Origin of the sequence: Bradyrhizobium sp. 4, from assembly GCF_023100905.1 — a bacterium.
Classification (GTDB): Bacteria; Pseudomonadota; Alphaproteobacteria; order Rhizobiales; family Xanthobacteraceae; genus Bradyrhizobium.
Genome location: NZ_CP064686.1, coordinates 3,107,431 through 3,133,840, shown reverse-complemented (window position 1 = coordinate 3,133,840; position 26,410 = coordinate 3,107,431). Strand labels below are relative to the sequence as shown.

At 59.1% G+C, this 26,410-nt stretch carries 18 protein-coding genes and 1 pseudogene; 9 read left to right on the top strand and 10 right to left on the bottom strand.

Going from position 1 to position 26,410, the window contains the following annotated elements:
* The first annotated feature begins 686 nt into the window (after positions 1-686).
* On the top strand, positions 687-959 hold the full coding sequence (locus IVB45_RS14220) for a hypothetical protein (RefSeq protein WP_247282874.1): 273 nt from the start codon (positions 687-689) through the stop codon (positions 957-959).
* A gap of 12 nt (positions 960-971) precedes the next feature.
* Here the strand turns inward: IVB45_RS14220 and IVB45_RS14215 are convergent, their stop codons facing one another.
* Positions 972-1,718, bottom strand: coding sequence for a response regulator transcription factor (locus IVB45_RS14215; RefSeq protein WP_247363302.1), 747 nt, complete (start codon positions 1,716-1,718; stop codon positions 972-974).
* On the opposite strand from IVB45_RS14215, the gene IVB45_RS14210 reads away from it, so the two are divergent.
* Entirely contained in the window at positions 1,708-2,088 is a 381-nt protein-coding gene (locus IVB45_RS14210) for a hypothetical protein (protein WP_247807618.1), read from the top strand. The two genes, IVB45_RS14215 and IVB45_RS14210, sit on opposite strands and share 11 nt — an antisense overlap.
* A gap of 590 nt (positions 2,089-2,678) precedes the next feature.
* Positions 2,679-3,020, top strand: a complete 342-nt coding sequence (locus tag IVB45_RS14205) for an H-NS histone family protein (protein WP_247282871.1) — start codon at positions 2,679-2,681, stop codon at positions 3,018-3,020.
* 47 nt (positions 3,021-3,067) lie between these two features.
* Here IVB45_RS14205 and IVB45_RS14200 read toward each other — a convergent pair.
* Positions 3,068-3,288 (bottom strand): annotated as a pseudogene (locus IVB45_RS14200) (hypothetical protein).
* Positions 3,289-3,754: 466 nt separating this feature from the next.
* Between IVB45_RS14200 and IVB45_RS14195 the strand changes: the two are divergent.
* Positions 3,755-4,747 (top strand): hypothetical protein, encoded by a 993-nt coding sequence (locus tag IVB45_RS14195; RefSeq protein ID WP_247363305.1) that lies wholly within the window; start codon positions 3,755-3,757, stop codon positions 4,745-4,747.
* On the opposite strand, the gene IVB45_RS14190 is transcribed toward IVB45_RS14195, so the two are convergent.
* Positions 4,737-5,135, bottom strand: a complete 399-nt coding sequence (locus IVB45_RS14190) for a VOC family protein (protein WP_247282867.1) — start codon at positions 5,133-5,135, stop codon at positions 4,737-4,739. The genes IVB45_RS14195 and IVB45_RS14190 overlap by 11 nt on opposite strands.
* A 95-nt stretch (positions 5,136-5,230) precedes the next feature.
* Positions 5,231-5,854, bottom strand: coding sequence for a GNAT family protein (locus tag IVB45_RS14185; RefSeq protein WP_247363307.1), 624 nt, complete (start codon positions 5,852-5,854; stop codon positions 5,231-5,233).
* 327 nt (positions 5,855-6,181) lie between these two features.
* Here IVB45_RS14185 and IVB45_RS14180 point away from each other — a divergent pair, with 327 nt between their 5' ends.
* From IVB45_RS14180 to IVB45_RS14160, 5 genes are all read left to right on the top strand, one after another.
* Positions 6,182-7,864, top strand: a complete 1,683-nt coding sequence (locus IVB45_RS14180) for an HAD-IIIC family phosphatase (protein WP_247282865.1) — start codon at positions 6,182-6,184, stop codon at positions 7,862-7,864.
* Complete coding sequence (locus IVB45_RS14175) at positions 7,851-8,093, top strand: acyl carrier protein (protein ID WP_247282864.1); 243 nt, start codon at positions 7,851-7,853, stop codon at positions 8,091-8,093. The genes IVB45_RS14180 and IVB45_RS14175 overlap by 14 nt, the downstream gene beginning before the upstream one ends.
* Before the next feature lie 439 nt (positions 8,094-8,532).
* Positions 8,533-13,176 (top strand): DUF4082 domain-containing protein, encoded by a 4,644-nt coding sequence (locus IVB45_RS14170; protein WP_247363310.1) that lies wholly within the window; start codon positions 8,533-8,535, stop codon positions 13,174-13,176.
* A 72-nt stretch (positions 13,177-13,248) separates the two neighbouring features.
* Positions 13,249-14,424, top strand: a complete 1,176-nt coding sequence (locus tag IVB45_RS14165) for a hypothetical protein (protein ID WP_247363311.1) — start codon at positions 13,249-13,251, stop codon at positions 14,422-14,424.
* A 118-nt stretch (positions 14,425-14,542) separates the two neighbouring features.
* A protein-coding gene (locus tag IVB45_RS14160) for an IS3 family transposase (protein WP_247362822.1) occupies positions 14,543-15,642 on the top strand; the annotation gives its coding sequence in 2 pieces (ribosomal slippage) (positions 14,543-14,795 and positions 14,795-15,642; 1,101 coding nt in all).
* Positions 15,643-16,598: 956 nt separating this feature from the next.
* On the opposite strand, the gene IVB45_RS14155 is transcribed toward IVB45_RS14160, so the two are convergent.
* The 6 genes from IVB45_RS14155 to IVB45_RS14130 all read right to left on the bottom strand — a co-directional run bounded on the left by IVB45_RS14155 (position 16,599) and on the right by IVB45_RS14130 (position 26,384).
* Positions 16,599-17,213 carry a transglutaminase-like cysteine peptidase gene (locus IVB45_RS14155; protein WP_247282860.1) on the bottom strand — a complete coding sequence of 205 codons (615 nt, stop codon included), beginning with the start codon at positions 17,211-17,213 and terminating at the stop codon, positions 16,599-16,601.
* Between the two features lie 1,033 nt (positions 17,214-18,246).
* On the bottom strand, positions 18,247-18,843 hold the full coding sequence (locus IVB45_RS14150; RefSeq protein ID WP_247282859.1) for a 2OG-Fe(II) oxygenase family protein: 597 nt from the start codon (positions 18,841-18,843) through the stop codon (positions 18,247-18,249).
* Between the two features lie 99 nt (positions 18,844-18,942).
* Positions 18,943-20,256 (bottom strand): HlyD family type I secretion periplasmic adaptor subunit, encoded by a 1,314-nt coding sequence (locus IVB45_RS14145; RefSeq protein ID WP_247363329.1) that lies wholly within the window; start codon positions 20,254-20,256, stop codon positions 18,943-18,945.
* Positions 20,253-22,187, bottom strand: a complete 1,935-nt coding sequence (locus IVB45_RS14140; RefSeq protein ID WP_247282857.1) for a type I secretion system permease/ATPase — start codon at positions 22,185-22,187, stop codon at positions 20,253-20,255. Before IVB45_RS14140 ends, IVB45_RS14145 begins: the two co-directional genes overlap by 4 nt.
* 93 nt (positions 22,188-22,280) lie before the next feature.
* Complete coding sequence (locus IVB45_RS14135; protein ID WP_247363330.1) at positions 22,281-24,725, bottom strand: Ig-like domain-containing protein; 2,445 nt, start codon at positions 24,723-24,725, stop codon at positions 22,281-22,283.
* Positions 24,726-25,349: 624 nt separating this feature from the next.
* Entirely contained in the window at positions 25,350-26,384 is a 1,035-nt protein-coding gene (locus IVB45_RS14130; protein ID WP_247363331.1) for a glycosyltransferase family 2 protein, read from the bottom strand.
* Positions 26,385-26,410: the final 26 nt, after the last annotated feature.

Genomic DNA, 26,410 nt, shown 5'->3' with positions numbered 1-26,410 from the left:
CGGCTCGCTCGCACTCGGGCTTGTGCCTCCGCTCGTCGTCTTCTTCATCTGCACAATCGACCCCTCCATATGCGGCCGGATTTCCGGAGTTCCCTCCCGTCGCGAAAGGTCCTTTGCCAGCGGTCGCTCCGCCCGATCTGCCGCCCCCGCCGGATGGCTTTCCAGCAGCAGATGAGCCACCACGGCGCCCCCCAGGTCCGCCACTACCTCCAGGTGACCCGCCGCCAGAGGACCCCGAGGCCGCAGAGGACGGACGATCGTTGTCGAAGAATGACTGGTCCCTGTCATCGCCATGCGTTGCTCCGTTCTGTCCGCCTGAACGTGCGATGGCTGTCGAGGTCAGCGAGGTCGACAGCAGCAGCGTTATGACGGGGGGTGTCACGGCCGCGAATCTTCCGCAGGTTTTCAGGAACGCCCGCCGGTCGTCATCTTCATTGCCGCCTTGAGTCACGATGCGCTCCCCTTGATTTAATTTGCTTTATTGGTATTATATATTAAATAGACTTTCAACCAAAATTTTGTTTGAAAAATGGAGATTGCGAGGCGTGCGCCGCCGGCAGATTGCCAGCATGGCCTCGGGCTTGCTCGCCCCGGAGCCGGGACCCCAATCTGGAGTGTCAAACTAATATTTAATATGCATATATCTGATTAGCTTGATTAAGGGCAGCGCACGACGGATGATTGCCATGCCACTGCAATTTCACCGGCCCATCGAAAACATGGAGATCTGGAGCGCGAGCGGCCATGGCTTCTCGTTTGTGATCAGCCTGGAGAGCCCTACCGGTCGGGGCTTTCACGGACGCTCCGGGTACCTGGCGAGTTGGCGACCACTCTACGAGAACAATGGCGCGATCAAGATCAGCGGGTCGCCCTTCCGAACATTGGCTGAGGCCGAAGGAGCCTGCCGCAACATGGCCGAGCATCTGCGCGCCGCAACCGATGCTCACGGCCCAGCATGATGCGATGTCCAGCTAACGCGTGCGTTCCGGAAGGACATTGCTGCGCTTGACGTCCTCGTCGTTTCGAACCGCCGAATCCTGCTGTAGTAGGCCGGAAGAGGCGAGTTCAGGTGCGGCCGCATGTTTCCCGTTTTGCGAAATTGCAAATGCCGCGAGAACTGTTCGATTGCTGATATCGAGCTTCTGGAAGATGTGGTGAAGGTGGACTTTGATCGTACCATCGGTAATGCTCAGGAAACGCCCAATCTCCTTGTTCGACAGCCCCTCCGATACAAGTCTTATGATCTGCCGCTCCCGGTCGGTCAGCTGCGTCGGAGCCTTTTCCTCACCGGTGTGAGACTCCCCACGGCCCTCGCCACCTGTGCACGGCGACCGCGATGCCGGTCCCTGGCGTTCCGCAACCTTCCTCAGGGTCGCGACCAGCATCTCCGGCTCAGCATCCCTCGTGAGGACGAGGCAGGCGCGGCCCGCGGCCAGCGTCTGCAACGTTTGATCGCCGGCCTTTTCAGCGAAGAAAATGACCCGGGTACCTTGGCCAGCGGTGTTTGCGATAGCCAGAATGTCCGGTCGACTGATACTGGGCATTGCAATATCGACCAGTGCAATGTCGGGCACCAGAAGTCGGATGGCCCCAATGCAGCTTGCAGTATCGGCGCAGGCGGCCACGATCGCAAAATCGCGCTGCGCCGCAAGGACGCTGCTGATCCCCTGCAAGACGATCGGGTGCCGATCCGCGATGACGACTCTGATGCGGCGCATGCTTCCCCTGCCTATTCCTGATACCCCGCGCGGCAGTTTTTATTCCTGCATTCACCTCAAGACGCGCGGGAAGCACAACCAATCCGTTCTGCCAAAACGCCGCACTGTCAATTCGGCACGGCCCGCATCGGCAACGCATGATGGCCACACCACTGTAACTCGCTTTGAGAATGCGTGCAGCACCGTAGGATTGCGGTCCTCCATGGGAAATCCGAAGCAGCCGATTCATCTACAAAACAGCGCCTTCTCAGCTGGCGATGATCTGCAAAACTCTCCCGCAGATCTGGCGCTCCAGTATGTGGCTGCCTTGTCAGGATTGGTTAACCGCCATCAAGCTCATCACCAACCACTTATTACGAACGATATATAGTCACATTCATGATTCCAATCTAACATTCGACAAACTTGAGCGGAGTGAGGCAGCTGAAAAGCCTCGACCCATAACTCGAAGAGGAGGCTCAAAAAGTAATACTATTCATTCAACCTCAATATGAGGAGAATTTTCCAACCATTAATCAGACGTCTCGAACGATAACGGCTCTGCTTCGGCAGTAGCACCGATGAAAACCTGGTCAGCAAAGTTCGGGCGACATTTTCGCTAACCCGGCAAACTTCAATCTGCGGTCACGGGTCATCGCTGGTAATGAGTAGGTGGTCATATGTATTCTTCGGCTGTTTTGCGGCAAACGCATGAATCTCTGATCGTTCAATTCACCGAATTGCAGAATTTACGTAGTCGCGTGTCGATGGCCGAGCAGCGCTTGCTCGGCCCGATGCGAAGGGTCCGCCGGCGGAGACCGGCTGGGAGGCGACCGGCCGGTCGAAGGCACAGGCCCGGCTGGTAGCCCCCAAAAGTACTGCACCGCACACTCGGCGCAGGCCGATCAGGCTTGCCCGACCGGGCTTCGACCTGATAAGCCCCCCTCCTATTTCAAATCGGAAGTAGTGGGGACGGCTTCCATGGGGAACGACGAGTGGGCATCTGCAACCACAGCCGAGCTGTGGCGGCTTTACGATGAAGTGACGACTGTTCTAAGTCGGAGAATGATTGCGGAAAAGGCCAAGCTCGAAGAGCGACTCCGCAGGATCGAGGGAACTTCCGGAGCCCCAAACGAGGAACGTGCGCGCCGCCCCTACCCGCCAGTACTGCCGAAGTATCAGAACCCGAAAAACCCATCCGAGACTTGGTCCGGTCGCGGTAAGCAACCCCGATGGCTGAAAGCGCAGCTTCGAGCCGGCAAGAAGTTGAACGATCTATTGATTAGCCGCTCATCCAGCCAAAAGCGCCGCCGGACCGGTTGAGCACGGCGTGGCCCCGACACGGCGCAGCCGTCCATGGACCGCAAAATCTAGCGATCGCGATCCTCTTTATTGTTAGGACTGCCGTCACCGCCGCCGCTGCCGTAGCCATTATTGCCATGCACAATACGGCTGCCTGAACTGGTATGGCGGTTGAAGTCAGAGAGGTGGACAGCAACAGCGTCATGGCAGGGAGGGGTGACGGCGGCAAATTTTCCGCAGCTCTTCAGGAACTCACGACGATCTTCGCGTTGGTATCCAGGTGGGTCATCAGTGTCCTCCAATCGTCGTTGAGATAAAAATATGCCAGAATGGACATACGGCAAGTTAAATCCGTTAATTCAACGATTTAAAATGACGACCCGCCGTCACAGCATAGCCCTCAACGGCGACCCGGTCGCACAGTCCATTACGAGCATTGAGGTTGCACTACTACCGCGCCGTCTCGGCCAGAGCGCGGTCACGGCCCGTCATTGACATTAAATTAGCAATATTATAAACATAAATACATCAATTAACTCGCAAGTAGCTTTCGCTTATAAAACCTTTTCGGCGCACAACGAGCTCACGGCAGCTCGACCACATAGGCGGCGCACAAAGCATCGCTCGTGCGAAGTGGTAAAAACGAAAGTCAATTCATGACCGGAACCGAGACCGGAGCAACATTCAGGCAATTGCGGCCTGGCTTCGAGACGGCCTTGCGACCAGGATTCTCACTCCCGCGTCTAGGAGCCTTGATGAGCCGAGCGCTAACGGCAACGCTCTTAGACCTGTCGGAATTAACGGTTCTCACTGAGGCTGCGACGGGCGCGTATGCCGTGACGGCCGTGCTGGCAGCGATGGCCGGAGCCAGGCACGTCTATGCCTTCACGAAACCTACGCGGCACGGAACACCAGGCGATGCCAGGCAACAGACTCTGGAGCTTGCAGATTCGGTCGGTGTGGCCGATCGCATCGACGTCTTGGAGCAGATCACCCCGGATATTCTCAATCAAACGGATATTGTAACCAACAGCGGCCATCTTCGGCCTCTTACCGCTGCGCTAATTGATAAGTTACCAAAGGAGGCCGTTATCGCGTTGATGTTCGAGGCTTGGGAATATCGCCCCAACGACCTCGACATGGAAGCATGCTTGCGGCGCGGAATTCCAATCGTCGGCGTGAACGAACGCCACCCGGCAGTCGACGTCTTCTCATTTCTCGGTCCACTGTGCGTGAAGCAACTTCACGATTGCGGTTTACCCGTGTACAAGAATCGCATTGGTGTGCTGTGTGACAATGACTTTGTTGGCTCGCTTCGCGCCGGTCTCGCGAACTGTGGAGCGAGCGTGGAAACCTTTGACAGCGTCCAAGCTGTGTATCGCGACGAGTGGGACGGAATCATCGTTGCGCTGCGACCGGCGGCTCAGCCTCGTATCGGTTCGCCGGAAGCAGCGCACCTTGCTGCTTGCGCGCCCGCCGGCGGGGTTATCGTGCAGTTCTGGGGCGATATGGATCGAACCGTATTGTCAGCCAATGGATTGGCCGTTTGGCCAACAGCGCCTCCTGCATTGGGGCACATGGGCATTCTCCTGTCGGAGATCGGCCCTGAACCGATCGTGAGGCTGCAGGCAGGCGGGCTCCGCGCTGCTGAGTGGGTTCGGCGCAGTAGAACCGTTTCGTCTGACGGATTCGCGCAACTCGTTACTCGGCCCCTCGTCGAGCTTTCGCCAATTCAAACTAGGTCCTAGCCTCGATGAGCTCGATGAGTGTGCGCGTCGCGGAGGCGAGAAACACTATGCGACGCATGTCGAACGCGACCGCGGGCGCAGGCGGCGATACGGGAAGATACTGCCGCTCCCTGAAGCAAGCGATCGCGTCGTCGAGCCGCCCCACTTCGTAAGCAAGATGATAGAATTTGCCGCCGCGCTTAAGGATACCCTCCACCGGCGATTGTGCGCCGGCCGGCTCAATGAGTTCCAGGCGCGGACCGCCGCCTGACACGAACTGGATCCGAACTTGCTGGATCGGGTCCTCGAATATCGGTCCTTCAGGCCTGTAGCCAGCTATCGCGAGTTCCGGCAACTCCGCCGCGATCTTTCGGCAAGCCATTCCCAAATGATGAAAATGCAAGTCCATCTGCTATTCCTTCTTCCCTTGCCAGCGCAACGAGACGGGTGCGTCCGGAAGCGCGATGCGCTGCTTCCGTTGCTCTGGCCAGTTGCTGGGGGCAGTTAACCTTCCCGCGCATCAAGGAGCAGCGCCGACCAGGCCTGCTTCAACCGCGGATAATCTTCGCGCGACATCCGAAACGTAATCACGTCGTCGCCGTTCCACCAAGCCTTCGGCAAAATCTTTTCGATTTGGAAGCCAAGGCGAATATGGAAGTTCTTCGCAGGCCCGTTCTTGCTTTGCACGTTGGCTACGACGACCGAAAGCCCAAGCTGCGCGAACGCGAAGACTAAAAGCAGATCGAATATCTCGGCCAGAAAGAGGCGCGCACCCGGATCGACGATCAACCGCGCCACCTCGCCGCGTTTCGCCGCGAAATCCAGGTTCGCAAGGGCGATGCTGGCAGCCGGTTTTCTCGAGCGCTTGAACTCCGCAATGAAATAGTAGTCGTCCGCCCTCGCCTGGTAACTTCGGAAAAACTCTTCCTGCTGGGTCAAGGTCAACTTTTCGCGGGTCATGAACTTGCCGAGAACGGGATCGTTCCGCCAAGCGATGATTTGCGCGGAGTCCTCCAGCCGGACCTCTCGAAGGACCAGGTTGTTTCCCTCAAGAAGCCGTTCGAGATTCTCAGTCTTGGAGGCAAGCGTGCCCGAGCTCGGCGGCTTTGATCCCATATGCGCCGTCATCTATTTATTTCACCTTAATTTAATGCGCTAAATATATTTAATTGACCTGAACATTATCATTATTTAATGTGACTGACAATCAAACGATGCTTCTTTTCTGGGTGGAGGCTCGCTATTCTCGCCGCTGTCCCCGTTTTGCCGGTCCGGCATGTAAATGATGCCGAACTCAAGTCCTTAGCGCTGTCCGGCGATGCCGCGTTCTGGGGGCATCTCGCCGCCCGCTCGCGGGAGGCCGCGAGTTTTTCCGAACTGTTCTTTCTGTCGACGCTTCGAAAAAAGGCGAAGCTACATGCGACCGAAAGTGGTCAGCCAAGACTCCGACTCGCCTTGATCGGCGGCTACAACCTGTATCCGTTGCACGAACTGGTTGAACACCTCCTGGCCATTCGTGGAATCGAGTGCGAACGCTTCCTCGGCGAGTACGATAATTTCGTCTCGGAAATCCTCGACGGCTCGAGTCCGCTATACGCCTTCAAGCCGGATCTCGCCTTCATTCTGCCGAACGCGAGCCATTGCCGCTTTTCGGGCTCGCTCCTCGATGCCGTGAAACATCAGCGCGAAGCTGCAGTCGGCGCCGCGGAGCAGCTCCTCAACCTCGCGCGGACTTTCATCGAACGCTCAGGTGCGGCGGTGATTCTCGCCAATCTTGCGCTACCCGCCGACCTCGATCTCGGCTCGTTTCGTTCGCGCACGCTTGGGGCCGATTGGAGTTTCCGCAAGGCGGTGAACCTTGAGCTCGGGCTCCGGGCCCCGGCTGAGGTGCAAATCTGCGACGTCGAGTTCCTCTCGGCACGCCGAGGGATCACGGCTGCGGAGGATGCGCGAGCATGGTACGAATCGAAGCAGCTCGGCTCACCTGATTTTCTGGTGGACGTCGCGCAAGAGCTAAGCCATCTGATCGCCTGCCGTAAGCAAGGCCCGAAGAAGGTGCTGGCGCTCGATCTCGATCAGACGCTATGGGGCGGCGTGATCGCGGAGGACGGTATCGAGGGAATCGAACTTGGGGACTCGTCTCCCCGCGGCGAAGCTTTCAAGGCTTTCCAGAAGTACCTCCTTGCGCTTTCCGAACGCGGCGTCCTGCTTGCGGTGTGCAGCAAGAACGACCATGCGCGCGCGATCGAGGTATTCGAGAAGCATCCCGAGATGGTTCTCCGGCTGGAGCACTTCGCGGCCTTCAAAGCCAATTGGGACCCGAAGTCCGACAACCTGCAGCGGATCGCGGATGAACTCCGCGTTGGCGTGGACAGCTTCGTATTTGCCGACGACAACCCGGCGGAGATCGAGATCGTGCGCCAGTTTCAGCCCCAGGTCGAAGGCGTGCTCCTAGGGCCGGATCCCGCCGAGTTCATCGGCCGCCTCCAGGCCGGGCGACATTTCGAGCCACGGAACGTCACCGAGGAGGATCTCGAGCGGACGGCGCAATACGGGCAGGAACGGCGACGTACGGAGCTCGCGGCGAGCGTAACCGACATGCCAGCCTACCTCGCCTCGCTCGAGATGCGAGGCACGATCAAGGAGTTCGACCCGCTCGACCTACCCCGCATTGCCCAGCTGATCGCGCGCAGCAACCAGTTCAACCTGACGACGGTCCGTCGATCCGAAACCGAGATCCAGGGGCTCCTGAAAAGGCCGGACTACCGGTGCTTCACGATGCGGCTCGAGGATCGGTTCGGCGATTCCGGGCTCATCTCTGTGGTCATTGCAAAGATCGAGGGCGGCGTCTTCGTTCTCGATACCTGGCTCATGAGCTGCCGCGTGCTTAAGCGCCAGGTCGAGGACGAGATCATGAACGAGATTTTTCGGCTTGCAGAGGTCGCCGGCTGCGCGAAAGTGCGCGGCATTTATCTTCCGACGGCCAAGAACGGCATCGTCGCCGGGATCTACGAGGAGTTTGGCTTCGTGCGTACGGAAGACTCCGCCGCCCGAAAAGAGTTCGAGCTCGCGGCGGAGAAGTATCAGACGCGTTCGACAAAGATCCGCGTAACCCGGAGGGCTTATGAAGCAGGCTGAGGTACTGGCGAAGTTGCAGGAGGTATTCGACGGTATCTTCCTTGAGAAGATCGTGGCCAAGCCCGAGCTGTCGGCGGCCGACGTCGAGGAGTGGGACTCGCTCATGCAGATCTCGCTCGTCATCGCCGTCGAGCAGAAGTTTCGCGTGCGATTCCGCGTTGGCGAAGTCGAGACGGCCCGGAACCTGGGTGAGTTCGCCGATCTGATCGCGAAACGGCTAGAGCCATAGGAGTTCGACATCGCGAGGACGATCGCGCGAGTACGCGGCCCGCCACCCGTTTTTGGTGTCTCTCGCCCAGCTTATGGGCGTGACGCGGCACCGCACTGCAAAACCGCCGCCGGCGATTGTCGTCTGGAAGCGCGGAACCCCTGCGCCGAGATCTTCGCCTCCACTGAAGCGAGCGCGCCTGGGGCGGGCTGCATCAACGGGAGCAGCCGACAGCAGCTGTTCATGATCCGGAGGCTGACTGGGACCACACCTTCTCAAGAGAAATTGACATCCGTGCAAACGCCGCTTGCTTCACAAGGGTATTAAAATATGTCACTAATAAATATAAATTATAGTCACTAATAAATATAATTCTTTTTAATTCATTTAGCTTCGCGTTCCGTGATTTGATTCGTTGAATTTTCCTTACTGAGTAGAACCGACTGCGCGGGAGAACAACATGGCAAGCTTGTTCACCACTCAGGCCCCCGTCCTGACCAACAACACGGATGGGCCAGGGGCTGATTACGAGCTGGGGATGCGCTTCACCAGCGACGCTTCCGGCGTGATCCAGGCGATCCGGTACTACAAGGCCTCGAACGAGACCGGCACCCATATCGGCCACATCTGGTCGGCAACGGGCCAGGAGCTGGCGACGGTCACGTTCACCAACGAAGGCGCATCGGGCTGGCAACAGCAGGCGCTCGCCACGCCGCTCACCATCGCGGCCGGTACGACCTACGTGGTCTCGGTCAATATCAACAGTTACTACGTCTCCACCACCCAAGGCTTCGCGTCCGGCATCAGCAATGGTGGCCTGAACGCTGCGGCCGGCGCCGGCGTCTACGACTCCACTGGCGGCGTCTTCCCGACCGCCGTCTATCAGAACGCAAACTACTTCCGCGACGTCGTATTCGCCGCGGGCTCGTCAAATCCCAGCAATCACCCCGGTGCGGTGAGCGTCAGCGGGACGCCGACGCAGAACCAGATTTTGACCGCGACGGTGAGCGATACGGACGGAGTGCCAGGTACCATCTCCTATCAGTGGCAACAGAGCGCGAACGGCAGCACGTGGACCAACATCAGTGGCGCGACGGCGCGCACGCTGACCCTCGGGCAGGCCCAGGTTGGCAGCTTCATACGCGCCACCGCCAGCTACACGGACCTGCTGGGCAGCAGCGAGGCGCCAGTGAGCACCGCGACCGCCACGGCCGTGGCCAACGTCAACGACGTCGGCGCCGTCACAATCAACGGCACGGCGAGCCAGAACCAGACGCTGACGGCCAGCGTCACGGATCCTGATGGCGTGCCAGCGAGCATCACCTATCACTGGCAGAGCAGCCCGGACGGCACCACCTGGACGAATCTCGCCGCCACGACCTCGAGCCTCACTCTCGACAGCAGCCTGGTCGGCAAGCGGATCCGGGTGAATACCACCTACACCGACCAGCTCGGCACCAGCGAGAACGTGACCAGCGCGGCCACCGCGACGGTTGCAGCTGCGAGTGCCACCACCACTCTGTTCACCACTCAGTCGCCGTCCATCACCAATGCCACCGACGGGATAGGGGCGGATTATGAGCTGGGTATGCGCTTCACCAGCGACGCTTCCGGCGTGATCCAGGCGATCCGGTACTACAAGGCCTCGAACGAGACCGGCACCCATATTGGCCACATCTGGTCGGCAACGGGCCAGGAGCTGGCGACGGTCACGTTCACCAACGAAGGCGCATCGGGCTGGCAACAGCAGGCGCTCGCCACGCCGCTCACCATCGCGGCCGGTACGACCTACGTGGTCTCGGTCAATATCAACAGTTACTACGTCTCCACCACCCAAGGCTTCGCGTCCGGCATCAGCAATGGTGGCCTGAACGCTGCGGCCGGCGCCGGCGTCTACGACTCCACTGGCGGCGTCTTCCCGACCGCCGTCTATCAGAACGCAAACTACTTCCGCGACGTCGTATTCGCCGCGGGCTCGTCAAATCCCAGCAATCACCCCGGTGCGGTGAGCGTCAGCGGGACGCCGACGCAGAACCAGATTTTGACCGCGACGGTGAGCGATACGGACGGAGTGCCAGGTACCATCTCCTATCAGTGGCAACAGAGCGCGAACGGCAGCACGTGGACCAACATCAGTGGCGCGACGGCGCGCACGCTGACCCTCGGGCAGGCCCAGGTTGGCAGCTTCATACGCGCCACCGCCAGCTACACGGACCTGCTGGGCAGCAGCGAGGCGCCAGTGAGCACCGCGACCGCCACGGCCGTGGCCAACGTCAACGACGTCGGCGCCGTCACAATCAACGGCACGGCGAGCCAGAACCAGACGCTGACGGCCAGCGTCACGGATCCTGATGGCGTGCCAGCGAGCATCACCTATCACTGGCAGAGCAGCCCGGACGGCACCACCTGGACGAATCTCGCCGCCACGACCTCGAGCCTCACTCTCGACAGCAGCCTGGTCGGCAAGCGGATCCGGGTGAATACCACCTACACCGACCAGCTCGGCACCAGCGAGAACGTGACGAGCGCGGCCACCGCGACGGTTGCAGCTGCGAGTTCGGGTACCACGCTGTTCACCACCCAGGCACCCGATCTGACCAACAACACCGATGGACCAGGAGCGGATTACGAGCTGGGTATGCGCTTCACCAGCAACACGTCCGGCGTGATCCAGGCGATCCGGTACTACAAGGCCTCGAACGAGACCGGCACCCATGTGGGCCACATCTGGTCGGCCACCGGCCAGGAGCTGGCGAGGGTCACCTTCACCAACGAAGGCGCATCGGGCTGGCAGCAGCAGGCGCTCGCCACGCCGCTCACCATCGCGGCCGGCACGACTTACGTGGTCTCGGTCAACATCAACAGCTACTATGTCTCCACCACCCAAGGCTTCGCGTCCGGCATCAGCAATGGTGGCCTGAACGCTCCCGTCGGCGCCGGCGCCTACGACCCCACTGGCGGCGTCTTCCCGACCAACGTCTATCAGAACGCAAACTACTTCCGCGACGTCGTATTCGCCCAATCCAACGTCATCGCACTACTTAACAGTTCCACAATCTATGTCAGTGAAGCGGCGGGCACGGCCACCATCACTGTTGTACGCTCTGGCGACCTCCAGTCTCAAACGACCGTGGAGTACACGACGAACGAAATCGGCACCGGAGGCACGGCTACGGCGGGACTGGACTACACCCAGCCCACGTTCAATGGTCGGTCGAACACCGGTCAGATCGTCTTCGGACCCGGGGAGAGCACCAAGAGCTTCACCATCCCAATTGTGAACGATCAGCTCACCGAGGGTACCGAGACGTTCGCTGTCGGGCTTCAGAATCCCGGTTCCGGCTCCCTTGGAGCCCCGCGCACTGTGCTCGTCTCCATCATCGACGACGACTCACCCGCCTCCATAGCAATGGCGGACGCCGCCGTGAGCGTTGCCGAGAGCACAGCGACAGCGACAATCACGCTGCTGCGCAGCGGCAGCGCCAATCAAGCAGCTACGGTCGGCTTCACAACAAGTAACGGCAGCGCGGTCTCGGGATTGGACTACACGATCTCGTCCGGCACGGTGACCTTCGCCGCTGGCCAGGTGACCCAGACCATCACCGTCCCGATCATCAATGATACGACACCGGAGAGCGACGAGACCTTCACGGTCACCTTGAGCAACCCGACGGGCGCCACTCTCGGCGCACAGGCGACGACGACAGTGAAGATCCTGGATAATGACAACCCCGACCTCGGCAATTTGGTGGGCCAGACGGCCGTGACGGGGCTGAACGAACCAACAGCGATCGAATGGACTCCCGACGGCCGCTATATGCTCGTCGCGCAGAAGGACGGTGTGGTGCGCGTGGTGGACAACGGCACCCTGCGATCTACGCCGCTCATCAACCTGTCGAGCGAGGTAAATGACGTCAGCGATCGCGGACTGCTGGGCATCGCGGTGAACCCAAATTTCTTCGCAGGCAGCCCCTATGTCTACCTGCTCTACACCTACGATCCGCCCGAGACGGCGGGCCAGACGGGCCTCGCGGGACCCGATCAGGCCGGAAACCGACCTTCTCGTCTGGTGAGGGTGACCGTCGACCCTACCACCATGATCGCCGATCCGGCGAGCGAGTTCGTGCTGGTCGGCAAGAACAGCACTTGGGCGTATACGAGCCGTCCGGACTTGGACAGCAACGGCGATCCCAGCATTCCTCCATCAGGTATCGTCAACGGCACCACCATAACGGCCCCCGCCAGCCAGATAGAGACCGGAGCGCAGGACAACGATCCGAACTCGGCAGGGATTCAGAATCAGAACATCCGCGATTATCTGGCGTCGGACGGCGACTCGCATACCATCGGTGCCGTTCATTTTGGCCCTGACGGCTATCTCTACCTCACCGTCGGCGACGGCACGTCATATAATTTCGCGGACCCTCGCGCAGTGCGGGTCCAAGACATCCACAATCTCTCCGGCAAGCTGTTGCGGATCGATCCGACCACAGGTGAGGGAGCAGCCGGCAATCCATTTTATCAAGCTAGCGATCCAAACAGCAATCAGTCGAAAGTCTTCTACTACGGCGTCCGCAACGCTTATCGCTTCAGCTTCGATCCGGTCACCAATCTGCCCGTGCTCGGAGATGTAGGTTGGGACAGCTGGGAAGAGATCAATACTGGCCCGGCCGGGTCGAATTTCGGATGGCCCTATCTCGAGGGCCCAGACAGGACCGCCAGCTACCAAACACTCCCCCAGGCGATCAGCTTCTACAACAATGGCAACCGCAACAATACGTCGGACCCGCCTGCCGTATTTCCCATCCTAACTCAGAGCCACGGTGCTCCGGACGGTGCCCACGTGATAACCGCGGGAGATTTCTACAATCAGAACACCATGTTCTTCGACGATGTCTACAATGGAACGATCTTCGCTGCGACCTTGAACGCAAGCCGGCAGGTTGCCAGCGTCCAGCTGGTGGACAACAACGCACCAGGCATCGTCGACCTGCAGAAGGGCCCCGACGGGTGGCTCTACGGGGCCGATATATTTGATGGTACGATCCGACGTTGGGTGGACCCCTCAGCCGCCTCCGCTCTGGGGCTCGCGGTGGGGTCCTGACGGGCGCCGGCCATAGTGAGCGTCGAACTGCGACTGTTCGGGGACGCGATCGTTCTTCCCGCGTGGAATGGCATGGATATCGATGTCCGGGAAGCTGACCCTGATGCGGCCAATGGTGGTTTTTCTAAACTCAATTGTGAGCTCTGCGATTTTCTATCGAATTCCAGTTGGCGAAACGCTGCAGAAGATCGAGGCCGTTTAGGGGGACTGATGAGAGTCGCAGAAATATTGACGTCTATCGCGTCGATCTCTTTGAGTTTGGGGATCGGAGCAATGTCGCCGACCGCCGCCGCTCAAGAGCAGAAATCATTTAGATTTTCAACTTCATCCATACCGCCGAGGTTTAACCTTGGCGATCGCGTCGAGGCCTCGCGGCAGGTGAGGGTTCGAGCCAGTGGTTCACTCGGTGGCCCCCTACTTGGCACTCAACCTGCCGGGGTTTACGATAAACTCGTCGCTGGTCGGGCAAGCGCAAACGGCTATATCCCATGGCGCATCGCTCACGATAACGGCGTAGATGGTCCTCGCGGTAACGACAATTCCAATCCTCCCCCAGCTAGCTCGTCGCCGGCTCCCGCAGCAGCCCCCGCTCCTACTCCTGCACCGGCTCCGTCATCGATGCCTTCGAGTGGACCGCCGCTTTCCTTTAACGATCCGCGCTTTACCAGTGCTATCTCCCACAGCCGTTTGGATGATGGCGTACCGGATGGTGGATCACTCACAGATCGAAGCTATATCTATTACGAAGTCGGCGACAACACGGTTGGCTGCTGGGGCAGCTGCACCTTAACAAGACTCCGAATCCAATCGCGCGAATGTATCCGAGCGATTAAAGGCAATATCGTAATTGCGGATTCTTATCTTGAGGCTACAGGACAAGGCGATGACCATGCCGATGTGATTCAGGCCTATGGTCCCGGCAATCACGGAACGATCACTCTGCGCAATACTTCCATTGTCGCGCACAACACCTCCGCAACCGCCGGGATATTTGTCGCCGACAATTGGAAGCCCGATTTGATTGATCTGGAAAACGTCATGTTCCAGGGGGGCCCGTTTGGTCTGCGTCTTCACGCCGATGGTTACATGAACGCACACTTGCGAATGAAGAATGTATGCTTTGTCGGACCGTTCCCCTTGCGCAAGTTTTTCATCACCGACTTTATCATCGATGAGTGGACGAACGTGAATGACTGCGTCATTCAAAATGGTCAACTTGTTATTGTAAAATCAATTCGGCGCCCCTGACCGCTCTTTGAGAGAACGCAAGATTTCCCGAGGACTCCGTGACGTGCCCCCGCCAAATTAGGCCAGTTTGAACTGGAATTTTCCATTTATGATCCCCTGACGGGACGAGGAGAGTTCCATGAAGGCATCGAAGTTTTCAGAGGCGCAGATTGCATTCGTGCTGAAGCAGGCTGAAGACGGCTCGGCGGTGGCCGAGGTCTGCCGCAAGGCCGGGATCAGCGAGGCAACCTTCTACAACTGGCGGAAGAAGTATGCAGGCTTGATGCCCTCGGAGATGAAGCGGCTGCGTCAGCTTGAGGAAGAGAACGGGAAGCTGAAGCGGATTGTCGCCGACCTGTCGTTGGACAAGGCCATGCTTCAGGATGTGCTCTCAAAAAAGCTCTGAGGCCTGGCCGCAAGCGCGAGCTTGTCGACAAGGTGCGAAGTGACTGGAAGGTGTCAGTCAGGCGGGCCTGCTCCACGCTTCGGGTTGATCGCGCTCTTTACGTCTACAAGTCGAAGCGCGGCGACCAGGCCGCTCTCAAACACCGGATCAAGGACATCTGCGCGACGCGGGTGAGATACGGCTATCGGCGCATTCATGTGCTGCTGCAACGGGAGGGCTGGGCCGTTAACGTCAAACGGGTCTATCGCCTGTACCGGGAATTGAGCCTGCAATTACGCAACAAAACGCCCAAGCGCCGCGTCAAGGCCAAGTTGCGAGAAGATCGAACCGATGCCAAACAGATCAACGAGACCTGGGCCATGGACTTCGTTCACGACCAGCTGGCCACCGGCCGCAAACTCCGCGTGCTGACGATTGTCGACATCTTCAGCCGCTTCTCGCCGGCGGCCGATCCGCGGTTCAGCTATCGAGGCGAGGACGTTGTGCTGACTCTGGAGCGCATCTGCAAAACCGTCGGTTACCCGAAGAGCATTCGTGTGGATCAGGGATCGGAGTTCATCTCCCGCGATCTCGACATCTGGGCTTATCAAAGAGGCGTTGTGCTCGACTTCTCACGTCCCGGCAAGCCGACGGACAATAGCTTCATCGAATCCTTCAACGGCAAGTTCAGAACCGAATGCCTGAACATGCACTGGTTCCTGAGCCTTGACGACGCCCGGCAGAAAATGGAGGATTGGCGTAGAGACTACAACGAAGTCCGGCCCCATAGCGCGATCGGCAACAAGGCGCCGATATCGCTGTTGAATGGCTCATCGGCGCCCCCGCCGGCATGAGCTAAACCCCGGAAAATTCCAGCATCAGCTGGCCTAGTTTTGGGGAGCACCTCAAAAAAACCCCGAGGCTCTAACCGCGGCCGGATGAAAGTTCGGTGGCAGGTCACCCCCCCTCACCCCTGCAACATCCGAAGTGTCCAGGTTCCCGAATTTGGTCCAGCAGGCGACCGTGACTAGATATCGCACGATGAATAAGCGGCAAACTAGCGGTTAAGAAAGAACCAATATCCTATTTCCGGAGTTGACTCATGCGCGATCCGAGCAAGCAGGTTATTGTTTGCGCCGAGGATGAGTTTAGAATCTGAGCCGGGACGACGTGAAGGATCTCAGGCCACGATTGGAGAGGCTCCGAGCTGACGCCAGAGACTTTGCCCTTATGAGTCAGCGGGCGAAGGACGCAGAAAAGCACGAGCGCTTCAAGCGCTTGGCGGATGAACTCGCCATAGAAGCTCTCGAGCTTGAGCTGATCCTGAAATAAACAGAGCATTTGGATTCAAGCGTCCAGCACCAGGTCGTCGAGTTTAAACCGTCCTCTGAGAGGAAGCGCGGCTGACGGGGAGAAGACGCTAAGCGCCAGCTTATCTTCCTCATCCGCCCAGCGCATAACGAGTACATCATCCGAGAACGGCCGCCGCAGCACCTTGGCATCACCCCAGGACACGCGCACCCACACATCGCGCTCCTCATCCGTCGTCCGGATTGGCGGCATCGCCTTCGGATGGATCGCTCGACCACCGCGTTGAGTATCGGAGTCCCCGGCAGTCTGCGGGACGAGTGTCGACGCGGTGCCACTTCATTCATCTGCTCCGCGAGAGCTTGAAGATGCGCTCGCCCGATCAAGCGAGCCAACGCGGCTCTCCTTTCATGAAGACCGGAAGACCGGCCAGCGCTGGCAGCCAGGTCGCGGCTACAGCTGATCTCTGGAACAGCGCTCAGGCCTCCACAAAATCAGCCAGTCATGCACTTGGCCGACTAATCGTCGCCCACAGGCGATGATCGTTGGGTCTCTGCACGCGAACCCAGTGATAGGGCGTCCTGGACCACGGTTTGATCTGCGGCGTGAGATTGTCGAGGACGAGATCGCCGCTCCTGGTCCGCACGAGAAGCACCAAATGATGCTCTCCGGAACTAACGACGACCTCGCTCAATAGCAGGGCCCGCGCGGGCCAGCCCCGTTGCAGCAGTTCATGACGCTTGCTCACTACGTAGTCGTTGCAATCACCGCTATCGGGGTTGACGATCCACTCCTCACCTGCAAGGCCAAGTTCATTAGGCTGCGGAGCAATGGCGCGGTTCACGGCCCGATTGACTGCTTTCAGCTCCGCCCACCGTTCCTTCGTCAACCGGATCGGCCCGCCGCGGAAGGAGCGCCGCGGGCGACATTCGGCCTCATAGCGCAGGCAAAACACCGTGTAAGTGAGGGGCGGAAGCGTCGGGCGTCCCAACTCGATGTGCGCAAGAGCCGCTTGCGGCGCCGTCGGCACGGTCAACAATGCCGCACGCGCCCACTGAACGCCTCCGATCATGACAGCTATGGCTGCCGCGATGACTGGGCCCGAGGTTCGCTGCATCTGCCGATCCCTCTGCGCACGCCAAACTGAGGTCGGATCCACAGCCGGCGCGGCCGCCCCCAACCGCAAAAATGATTATTCCGCGTTATCATATTTAATATAATTCCATTTAATTATAACCGCAATAATAAATTAACGGATTAAATTGGCACCGAAGATCGTTTGCAAAGGGCTGCAGTGACGCCAGCGGTGCGCCTGCAAGGACGAATGCAAAGGATGAATGGGATGAGAAGCCTTGCGGCTCCGGTTGTTCTCGGTGGAAGGGCGCCGCAAGCGCGGCGCGGCGCAGACGTGCTTCGCCGATCCAGAGCCAGGGCAAGAACTCAACTGCCCATATAATTATAACCTGTTGATTTAATTATTCACCGAGGCCAAACCGTCAAACAGTGCTTCCTCGGGCAGGACAGATTTCATATGCCAGGTGAGCTACTCGTCATCCTGGGAGCTGAAGCTACGATACTTGTCTTCGTAGCGGCGATGACCCTGCACGCCAGGCGAATGGACGTACTGAACCGACGATCGTCCGAAAGATCCGCAGTCTCGCCCAGGCTTCTGCCACGGTCGATCCGTCGAAAGCAGCGCGATTTACTGCGGTTGATCAGGAGGTGGGTCGATCTCACCACGTTTGCCCCACTAAATCTCTTGCGGCGACCCGACATCTTCAGAACGCTGGTGTCGACTCTGCAAAGCAGACGGCAGACTCCGATCCGGCTTGTGACGCGCACTCGTCGGCCGGGCCCGCCCGCTGCCGATGCGTCCGGCCGCCCAGCCGTGCCTTCAGAGGCTGGCCGCAACGCCGGCGCCCACGGATAGGGCGCCGGCCTCGAATGCGCGCAGTCGAACGCTGCTATCTTCCGCGAGGACTCAGCGTTCCTTGAACACCCGCCCCGCCTGATCATGCGGCGGCTTGAGAAGGTAGGACAGCGCAGGGCGACGTTGCGTCTTGATGAAAACCTCGACCGGCATTCCAGACAAAAGCTTGGCCGACCCGACTTTCACCAGCTCACGTTCGCAAGCTCTGCGTCGCCCCTGTTCAGTTGAATTTCTTTTTCGTCTTGAACATCAATGTTATGCGCAGCAATGGGCAAACTCTTGAGATTCCTCTTGCGGCGTGCGGAACATTCCCCTGGAAAAGCACTAACCGATTTGGACGTGGCAGAATTGCTGCGATGATGTCTGCCGGCGGCTGTTGCGTTAGGAAGATGGTCTCACCCGACCAATTAGGGTCCCAAGTTGGATTAGAATAAAAGACTGCCGTGTAATCACTGGGATCGGCTGAATCCAAATGAGCCGAACCTTCGCATCCGTATGGATAACCGTTTGCATAGCACCTCATCAGTGTGTGATCTTTGAAGATCGTTCCCTCCAAGAGGCTCCACATTTTCCAGATGACCGGAGCTTCGTTCAACAAGGCACCTGAACAATCTGACGTGTCAGCTTCGTCGTATCCCCCGGCAAAATGCTTGTACCAATAGCGATAACTGCCGGGTGCCTTGTATGACACTGCTCCGAATTTCCATGATGTATTTTGCAGATAGTCTTGAACGTCGGCCAACAATTGTTGTTCTAGGACATCATCATAAAGACGAATGACCGGGCTTTGTGAGTGTATGATGGGCTGCGATGTCACTTGTCGAATAGCTCCTTGATCGCGAGCTCGGTGCTCGTTGATACAAAGCCCCGAGTACTGGTGCACTCGGGGCTGTGTCATTTCGTGTCCGCCAAAGACTCAGCGCTCCTTGAATGCGCGCCCCGCCTGATCGTGCAGCGGCTTGAGCAGGTAAGACAACGCGGTCCGACCTGCCGTCTTGATGAAGACCTCGACCGGCATGCCGGGCAACAGCCTGGCCGACCCGAGTTTCGCCAGCTCTTCCGGTTTCAGCAGGACACGGCCCGTGTAGTAACTGGTGCCGGCACGCTGATCCTGTGTAATGTCTGCCGAGACCATGCTGACCTCTCCGTCGATTTCAGGCGTGGTCTTCTGGTTGAACGCCGCGAAGCGCATTGTCGCGGTCTGCCCCATATAGACCTGGTCGATATCGCGCGGTGCGATCTTGACCTCAACCGCAAGCGAGTCCGCATCGGGCACGATCAACATGATCTGCTCGCCGGGAGAGATCACGCCTCCAACGGTGTGCACGCTCAGCTCGTGGACGCGGCCGGTTTGCGGTGCCCTGATATCGACCCGGTTCAATTGATCGACCGCCGCGGTCTTGCGCTCGCTCAGCTCGGAGAGCTTCGATCGCGTTTCGATCAGATCCTTGCCAACTTCCGTCCGCAGGTCCTGGTCAATCTGAATGGTCTGGAGTCCGATTTCGGCGATCTTGCCTTTCGATTGAGCAATCATTCCTGCCAGCTGGCTGCGCTCGCCTTCGAGGCGGGCGGAATCACGCTCGAGAGAATTGAGCCGCGTGATCGGCACCAGATTTTTTTGCCAGAGACTGCGCACGCCCTCCAGCTCCTGCCGGATAAATTCGACTTCCTTCTGCTTGGCCTCGGTCTGCCCCGTAAGGCCTTTGATCTCGTTTTCCAGCTGCGCGCTTTTCTCCTGCAACTGCGCTTTTTGGCCGCCCCGTGCCTGACGACGCAGCTCGAACAGCTTTCGCTCCGCAGTGATCGCACGGCTCGCCTCGGAGTTGCTCTCCTTGGCCCGGTCGAGCAGCACCTTGGGAAAGACAGCCTGCTCGACGCCATCGCGCTCGGCCTCCAGGCGAGCCTGTCGCGCGAACAGCTCATCGAGGCTGTTGGTGACGATGGTCGCATTCGCGAGCGTCTGAGTCTCGTCGAGGCGGATCAAAATATCCCCTGCATTGACCCTCGCGCCCTCGCGCACGCGCAACTCTCCCACGATCCCGCCAGTGGAGTGCTGAACTTTCTTGACGCTCGAATCCACCACGACCACGCCTTGGGCGATCACCGCGCCCGACAGTTGGGTCGTTGTCGCCCAGCCGCCGACCCCAAAGGTCACCAAAGCGAACAGGATCATACCTACGATTATGTAACGCTGGATGGATTCCAGCGCCGGTGTCACCTGGCCGTTCATCGGCTGCCTCCTTGAGCTTCCGCGACGACCTTGAGCGGTATTGGATTTCGCAACACTCTCTTGAGAACCTCCTCCCTCTTGCCGAAGGACTGAATCCTGCCTTCCCCGAGGCACAAGACATGGTCCACACCTTCCAGCGCCTTCGGACGATGCGCGACAACGGCGACAATCCCTCCCCGGCGGCGCACGTTCAGGATCGCCTCGGTCAATGCCTCCTCGCCCTCGGCATCGAGATTGGAAGAGGGCTCATCAAGTACCACCAGGAAGGGCTTGCCGTAAAAGGCGCGCGCGAGCCCGATACGCTGCCGCTGTCCCGCCGACAGCGCCAGCCCTCCCTCGCCAATCTTCGTGCTGTAGCCGTCCGGAAGGGAGAGGATGAGGTCATGCGCGCCCGCGGCATGCGAGGCTTCCAGAACAGCGGCGGCGGTTGCCTGCGGGTCGAACCGTGCGATGTTCGTTGCGATGCTGCCGTCGAATAATTCGACGTCCTGGGGCAGATAGCCGATATGCTTGCCGAGGGCGTCCGAAGACCAGTGATCGAGCGCGGCGTTGTCGAGCCGGATCCTGCCTCGAATGCACGGCCACACCCCGACCAGTGCACGTGCCAATGTCGACTTGCCGGATCCGCTCGGACCAATGATTCCAACCGCCTGCCCGCTCCGAAGCTGGAACGACACTTCGCTGAGAGTGGGCCTCTCCGAGTTCGGGGCGCCAATATAGAGGTGCTCGGCGGTGAGGGTTTCAACAGGTGCAGGCAATGCCAACCGCTCCTCCTCGTTGGGCAGAAGCTTCAGCAAGCGATCGAGCCGTTGCCCGGATTGCCGCGCGGCGACGAATCCCTTCCAGTTCGCAATGGCCATTTCGACGGGCGCCAGGGCTCGCGCAGTGAGTATCGATCCTGCAATGATGATGCCGGCCGTCGATTCCTGGTTGATGACGAGGACGGCGCCAACGGCGAGAACCAGCGATTGCAAGATCGCCCGGAAGATCTTGGAGGCGCCACCGAGTCCGTTTGCGACATCGCTGGCCCGCTCATGGGCCGCGAGGTACTTCGCGTTGACATCCCGCCAACGGAAAGCCGCTTGTTGCCGCATGCCCATGGCCTGCAGAACCTCGGCATTTCGCCGCCCCTCGAGCGCAAGGGCAGTTCGCGAAACGGCCAGGCGCGAGGACGCCTTTGCCGGCCCTCGGGTGCGTGATTCCGTGAGCATCGTAATCCCGACCAGCACCAACGCCCCGGCCAGCGCAGTGACGCCAATCCAGAAGTGAAAGAGGAAGCAGACGCCGAGATAGATCGGCATCCAGGGCAGATCAAAGAGCGCCGTCGGCCCTCCGCTCGAAAGGAAGCTGCGGACCTGATCAAGGTCCCGCACCGGCTGCAAGCCATCGCCATCGGCCCTGGTCTTGAGAGGAAGGCGAACAAGCGCGTCGAATATCCGAACGCCGAGCCTTTCATCGAAATACCGGCCGACCCGGGCACTGATCCTGTTCCTGACGAGGTCCAGCCCACCCTGAAACAGGTAAAGCACCGTCGCCAGAACCATCAAGGCTATCAGCGTCGGTATGCTGCGCCCGGGGAGCACCCGATCGTAGACTTGCAGCATGAAAAACGAGCCGGTGAGCATGAGGAGATTGCTCATCCCGCTGAAGGCCGCGAGAGCCCAGAAAATCCGGCGGCAAGACCGCAGGAAAGCCGACATCTCTGACTGCGAGTCGTCATAGTCCTCCGCCGGCCCGGCTCGACCAGCGAATATCCGCTGCCGCAGGGCTTCGACCGAGCGCTTTGCCCAGCCGATCAGTTGCGGCGTCCGCAGTTCGGCGTCTTCCGCCCACTGCCGTCCGACCGCCCAGAGCTCTGATAGGTAAAGAAGTGGAATTCGATAGAGATTCGCGGGCGGGGGGAATGCCCCCCGCCGTCCAAAGTCAATCATGGTAGCCGCCCTTGAACCATGCCCTTGTCTGAAGATCCCCCAAGAGATCCCCAAGGCAGTTGTTGAGTACTACTCGGTGTGGATGCCCGTCCCTTACGCGAAGTGGAAGTCCTGGCTAGTCAACGAACCGACCTTCATGTTCTTCAGCGTGAGCGTGTCGCCCCCCGTCGCCGCGATGACGACGTCCTGGCCCGATTGGGTCGCATGGGAAAGAACACTCGCAAAGCTGTCGAACACGCTCTTGCTGAACTCGATCGTGTCGTGAGCAGGTCCGCTGGCAGCGAAGTCCTTGATGACATCGTTGCCGAAATTCGCGGCAAACGAGAAAGTGTCGGCCTTGCTGGTGCCAACCAAGACGTCATTGCCTGAAGTGCTCGTCTGTACGTTGCTGCTTGTCGAGTTCGAAGTCGCAGCGAGCTGAGTGGTGCTCGTGGACGACGTAGCTACGCTGGAAGCACCGATCTGACCGTCACCGTTGAGATCCTGATGGAAGCTCGTCTCAAGCGATTTAAGGCCAGCGTCCGTACCCGTCACGAAGCCGCCCGACGTGGAGCCGGTCAGTGTGCTGACATGGGATACGTAGTTGCCGTTGTTGTCGGTGTTCCAGGCCGTGTAATAACCGCCGCCCTCCTTCCAGACAACCTGATAGCCCGTCGCCGTCTTCTCCGCACCAATCGGTGCCCAGGTGCCATCTGACCCGTCCACAAAATCCACGCCGTGATTCTTCAGCGAGGGCCCCGATCCGTTGCTGCCGTTGAGGTAATATTTGCCGTTGCTCTCAACGAGGCTTGTCGCACCATCCGACTCGATTTGCTTACCAGTAGTTGGCGACGTCGGTGTGGTTGGCGACGTCGGTGTGGTTGGGGACGTCGGTGTGGAAGCACTGGAAGTACCGATCTGCCCGTCGCCGTTGAGATCCTGATGGAAACTCGTCTCGAGCGATTTGAGGCCAGAGTCCGTACCCGACACGAAGCCGCCCGACGTGGAGCCGGTCAGGGTGCTGACATGGGATACGTAGTTGCCGTTGTTGTCGGTGTTCCAGGCCGTGAACAGACCGGCGCCCTCCTTCCAGACAACCTGATAGCCCGTCGCCGTCTTCTCCGCGGCAATCGGTGCCCAAGTGCCATCTGACCCGTCTACAAAATCCACACCCTTGTTCTTCAGCGTGGGGCCCGATCCGCTGCTGCCGTTGAGGTAATATTTGCCATTGCTGCTCTCAACGAGAGTTGTCGCGCCATTCGACTCGATTTGCTTACCAGCAGTTGGCGATGTCGGTGCGGTTGGGGACGTCGGTGCGGATGGGGACGTCGAGGTGCCGGTGCTGGCCGTGACCACGGTGGACGCCGCGCTGGTGTTGCCTGCCGCATCCGTTGCCTTCGCGGTGAGGCTGTGCGAACCGGCCGCAAGGCCGCTGGTGGTATAGTTCCACACGCCACTGCTGTTGGCGGTTGCGGTCCCGATCTGGGTCGTGCCGTCGAACATCTTTACGACGCTGCTCGCTTCGGCACTGCCCGACATCACCACCTGATTGGCGCTGTTCACCGTATTGCTAGCAATGGTCGGCGCAGTCGGCGCTTTGGTATCGACGGAGACTGCCAACGCAGACGACGCCGCGCTGACCTGCCCCGACGCGCTGGTCGCCGTTGCGGTGAGCGTATGCTTTGCGTCAGTCAGGACCTTTGTGATGTAGTCCCAACTGCCACTTGAGTTCGCAGTCGTTGAACCGATTTGGGTCGCACCGTCGTAGATCTTGACCGTGCTGCCGGCAGCAGCGGCACCCTTGAGCTCGATGGTATTGTCGTTGGTGATCTTGTCGCCAGCCGTGCCGCTGTCGGTCGAGAACGAAGCGATAGTGGGTGCATCCGGTACGGTGGGCGTGGTGGGCGCGGAGGGCGCAGTCCCCCCTTCAACCGGCCATGGGGGTGGAATAAGATCACCCGGAACGAGTTGACCATTCACGATTGTTGCGGAGCGTACGTTTTCCCACTGAGTGATGTGTATGGGCGAATTGGTTTCCTGAAAGACAAACGGCGCCGCCCCAAATGGTCCTACAAAATACACGTCTTTCATTGAGACGTAGATGTCATCCGCATCCGAGGCAATACGCAGGCCATACGGACCACCTTCGAACATCACATTATCGAAATTGAACGTTCCGCTATAACTATCTGCAATGAACATCCCAGCGGTCGCAGAAGTCTCGTGGGACACAATTGCCGAGTTTGTGATTGTCACATTGCCAGTGCTGCCGGGAGCATAGGCCTGAATACCATCGGCGTGGTCGGCCCCCTGTCCCGTCGTTTCAATGTACGAATTGTTGATGGTTATATCTCCGCTCCCCGCAATGCGCACGCCTTCCCTTGCGTCAATGCGGATGTGGTCGAGGTTGAACGAGCCAAAGCCTCCAACGACCGCATCGCCGCTAAAATCGGTAATACTTGCGTTCGATAGCGTCCCGCCATCAGCAATGGCACCCCCACTCGAATTCGTAACGCCGCTAAACATCGGGTCTTCCCAGCTCAAAGGAATGGTCGCCATCTAGTTTTTCTCCTGGTATCTTCGATTAGATTTGTTCTGGCACGCGCCCATTTCGATTTCCCCGAGCGACGACACCCCAAGTGCGACCCTGCTGGCGCAGCGCCGCTGGGCTCGTCTTCTCGATGGGCGGAGGCTTTTTTGCGACGACACGACGGCTCACCCAAGGTAATTTCCCAACTACCCTTGCCAGAGCCGCTCGTAGCAATTTAAATGCGGCGATAATTCTTTAATCCGATCAAGCACTCACGCACGGTGTCGAAAAAAACGCGCGGAGAACGAACGAGGCTATACACAAGTATGCTTGGATCGAAGGGTGCGCCACCACCAGATGACAGACAGCCAGGAGTGTCGGTCGACGCTTCTACAGCGGAAAACATATTAAATATTCAATGTCGGTTATCTTCCGCCGGGGTACATCCGCCGAGGACTCGTCCCCCAGGAAAAGCATGTGTCGCGACGATCACTGCACATGCGGCAATCAAGAGCATAACCGTCGTTGATTTTCAGTTCGATTGCCGCTGGACGATACTAGACCGACAATGGCCCTGCTGGCGGAGCTCTCCGCCAGCTGAGCGAGTTCGAATCTCTGGCCGGTGCTGAGATGCTGATCGGGATTGTCGCAGATCAATCGAGCTGTTGCGGCCCCGGCGCGGCATCCGGCCGCCCTGTCTTGCCTTTGGCGCCATCGAGCAAACCCACGAAAGCTACTCTTCCGGCCGACAAGGAGCCTTTGAGCATGTATCGCACTACGAACAACAGTCCGACTCCGAAATGGCAGATCCAGCGCCATCCCGCAAAGCGCCGCGCATAGACGATGCCATTGCGAGCAGACAAATAGATCGAGAGATCCGAGCGCTTCCCGGGAGCAACGGCCGAGCCGATGGTCGTCCCTCCAATGTGGCGAATGATGGCTTTGCTCGCGAAGCCGATGCGGTGCTTTCCCCGCCGCCGTCCCCAATCCAAATCTTCCATATAGAGGAAGTAGTCCTCGGCCATGAGACCGACGTCTTCTACGAATGCTCGCGTTGCAAGAACGCACGCTCCGCTTACCGCATCGATCCGGCCGAGGTCTTCGTGAGAGGGTGCACTGCCAATTGGCGCATTCCTTCCTATGGCAATAACACGGCCTGTCGTTCGAGACCAACACAGTCCGTAGTTAATGATCTTGTCGGGGGTGTTGTGGAAGACCAGGCTTCCGCCCACCATGCCGAACCCCTCAGTAGACTTGGCAATCAATTCAGACAGACCACGGCTATCCACTTCGGTATCGGGATTCAGGACAAGCACTGAACCCCAGCCGGGCACGCCAAGCAACGGCTCAAGCCACGCGTTGACGCCGCCCCCGTAACCGAGGTTATCGATTGCGAGCCCAACTCGGACAGTATTCGTGCGATCCTGAAATCGGCATCTGACCACTTCGGCCAGTCTATTCTGTGGCTGGTCAAGAGTAGCGGACGCATCCGAAATTCGTTGCAACGTTCGATCCGGTCCCACGAGCCCAACCAACAGGTTTTGGTAGGCTGCTTCCCCGCCGTTTTCGCAAATGAAGACCTCGAACTGATCCCAATCCGAACGAGCGAGCGACTTCAAGCAGCGATCGACGTCGCCGACATTGCGGTAGGACACGATGATGACAGCAAGGTTGCTAGCGGCCGACATAACCCAGACACCCTCTCATTTGCCTT